The organism is Hymenobacter agri (assembly GCF_054778495.1).
This window is the reverse complement of record NZ_BAAGZM010000542.1, coordinates 1-2,939: the sequence shown is the minus strand read 5'-3', so window position 1 is coordinate 2,939 and position 2,939 is coordinate 1. Positions and strand designations below refer to the sequence as shown.

At 65.6% G+C, this 2,939-nt stretch carries 2 protein-coding genes; both read right to left on the bottom strand.

Going from position 1 to position 2,939, the window contains the following annotated elements:
* The coding region (locus ACYVDE_RS19025) for a cytidine deaminase family protein (RefSeq protein ID WP_460503121.1) at window positions 1–257 on the bottom strand (257 nt) is incomplete at its 3' end.
* A gap of 151 nt (window positions 258–408) precedes the next feature.
* The coding region (locus ACYVDE_RS19020) for a T9SS type A sorting domain-containing protein (RefSeq protein ID WP_460503120.1) at window positions 409–2,939 on the bottom strand (2,531 nt) is incomplete at its 5' end.

Sequence of the window (2,939 nt, the reverse complement as noted above, 5' to 3'; positions counted from 1 at the left end):
GCCGCGAGGCCAAACAGCGCGGTGCGCTCGGCGCAGAGGCCCGAGGGGTAGGCGGCGTTTTCCTGGTTGGTGCCCTTGAACACGGTGCCGTCGGCCAGGAGCAGGGCGGCGCCTACGTGGAAGCCGGAATAGGGCGCGTAGGCGTGATTGGTGGCGTCGCGGGCGGCTTGCCAGGTGGCTTGTTCGGCCGGGGTGAGGTCGGTGGCGGTGTCCACCTCTTCGAAGTCAATGAGATGCTGGCGGGAATTGCGAGCCATGCGGATGGGATTAGGGGGCGGCGAAGGTAATACGCTGGCCGCACTTTTGCGCGTCGCTCCCGAAAGCCGGGCATACGATTGGGCCAAAAGCACAACGTTCCGGCCCACCTGCGTGAGCCGGAACGTTGCCAGCGGGTTGAATACTTGGCAATTATTCAACCACCACCTTGCGCAGCAGCACATCGGTGCCGCGCTGCACGCGCAGGGTGTAGAGGCCCGGGGCCAGGTCGCGGGTGGCCAGCTGTTGGGTGCCAGCGGCCAGCGCCTGAGTGCGGACCAACTGGCCCAGGGCGTTGTACAAGGCCACGGTGCCGGCGGCGGGGGCAAGGCCTTGTAGTTCGAGTGTCAATTCGCCGCCAGTAACGGGGTTGGGATAGAGGCGCAGCAAGGCATCGAGCGAGGAGCGGCTGCTGAGCGGGGCCAGGCCCAGGGTGAAGGTGCCGGTGGCATCGCTCGAAGCGTAGCCCGACACGGCCAGGTAGTAGCGCTGGCCGGGGGTGAGGCCGGTGATGAGCACGTTGCCCACGCCCTGACCCGCGCCGGCGCTGGCTTGGCAGAACACCTGCGCGAAGCCGGCCGAGCAGCTGGTGGCCGAGAACACCCGCACCAGGCCCGCGGCCGTGCCGCTGGTGTAGAGCGTGAAGCTGGCGCTGGTGGGCGTGAAGGCGTACCACACGTCCTTCGGGGCCTGGCTGCCCGAGCAGGTGGGCAGGGCATTGGCCACGCCGCCGCCGGTGCTGGTGGTGGCGTTGACGTTGGTACCGGCAATCTGGCCGGTGAGGGCCAAGGCGCCGCAGGGCTCGTCGTTCAGCAGCTGGGTCTGGTCGAAGGTGATGGTTTGCGAGTTGTTGGTGGCGTTGCCGTCGGGCTGGCCGTTGGGCTGGCTGCCGGTTACCGTGAGGGTGTACGTCACGGTTTGGGTGAGCGTGACACCGGTGCTGAACGTGAGCTGCTGGCTGGCGCCGGGAGCCAGGTTCAGGCCGCTGAAGGTTTGCTGGTTGGTAGCGGGCGTGGCGCCGTTGTTGATGCTGTACGCCAGCGTGACGGATGTGAGCGCCGCCGTACCACCGTTGCGGATGGTAACCGTGACGGGGTTGGCGCCCAGCACAGCGGGCGTAGCGGGCGCATCGATGCTGACGACGGCCACATCGTTGGCTACCAGCACCAGCTCGAAGGCACCCACATCGGGCGTGGTGCCGCGCTGCAGGTTCACAATGTCGCGCGGCACCCGCGTCAGCGTGGCGGGCGTGCCCGAGGCATCGAGGCTGTTGGTGGTGGGCAGCAGGTTGCCGGTGGCGGCCGCCGTGAACTGCGGGTTGATTTGGAAGCTGTGCTGGTCGTAGGCGTTGCCATTCACGGCCTGCCAGTTGGCCAGCGTAGCCTGGGCGGTGGAGTAGTAGCCCGTGTAGAAGCCCGTGCCGGTGCCGACGTACAAATCGTTGTAGTCGGACATGATGGACGAGCCAGTGGAGCTGAAATACAGCGCGTAGCGCAGGCCCGTGCCGCCGCGCGTAATGCTGATGAGGTTGTTGCGGAAGTCGATGTTGGTGGCAGTTCCTACCTGGTAGAAACCCCAGCAGTTGAGGGTGCCGCTGTTGGCTGTGTTGTCGAACGAAATGGTGTTGTGGTAGTAGCGGCAGTACGACGACGAGGCGTTGTAGATGCCGTAGTCCTGGCCCGGCGCGTTGAAATTGAAGAAGATGTTATTAACTACATCGTTTTCCTGGCCCGCCAGCCCGGCGTTGTTGGTGAAGTAAATGCCGTAGGCCCCGTTTGAGCCGTTGTTCGCATAGGGGTCGTGAATGCGGTTGCGCTCGATGGCCATGCCCACGTTGCCCGTGCAGTACAAGCCGTAGAACGTTAGCATGCTGGTGGTGCGGGTGGGGCGCGAAATGTCGTTGGCCAGCAGGCGCGCCCCGGTGCTCGACGCCAGCTCGATGCCGCGCTGGTAAAAGTCGCGCAGGTTGTTGCCGCTGATGCGCAGCCCGGCCACGCGGTTGGTCGTCGAAACCCCGGTAATCTGAATGGAGCCGTAGCCGCCGTTGATGGTGTTGCGCTCAAGGCGCAGGTTGTTGGGGTTGCCCTGCGGCACCAGCGCGCCGAAGGGGTTCTGCGACACAATGCCGAAGCTGTTCGACGTAAGCGTGAGCGAGGCCGAGATGACGCAGTCCTGAATGCGGTTGTTTTCGGCCGCGCCCACCAGCTGCACGCCATTGCTGACGGTGCTGCCGGTGCCGCCGGTAGAGGCGTCGATGGTCAGGTTTTGCAGGGTGATATAGTCGGAATCGAGCAGCGAGATGACGGCCGGCTGGGCCGACGTGCTGCCAAAGCTGATGGTTTGCTTGGCGCTGCCGCCGTCGACTACCAGCGTGTCGGTGGCGCTCACGCCGGGCACGATGCCCAGCACGAAAGGCTCCTGGTAGGGGCCGTTCAGCACGTTCAGGCGCACCGAGCCGCTAATGCCGCCGTTATTCAGCCGGGTAGCGGCATCGGCGAAGCTGGCGAAGTTGGTGCCGCCGGTGGGCTGCTGCTGGTTGATGGTGTAGGTGCCGCGCAGCAGGGACGTGTACACCGTGGCAGTGCGGGCGTTGTTGGTGGCATTGGCGTCGGGCTGGCCGTTGGGCAGGCTGCCCGTCACGGTAACGGTGTGCGAGCCAAACGACAGCGTGACGCCCTGCGTGA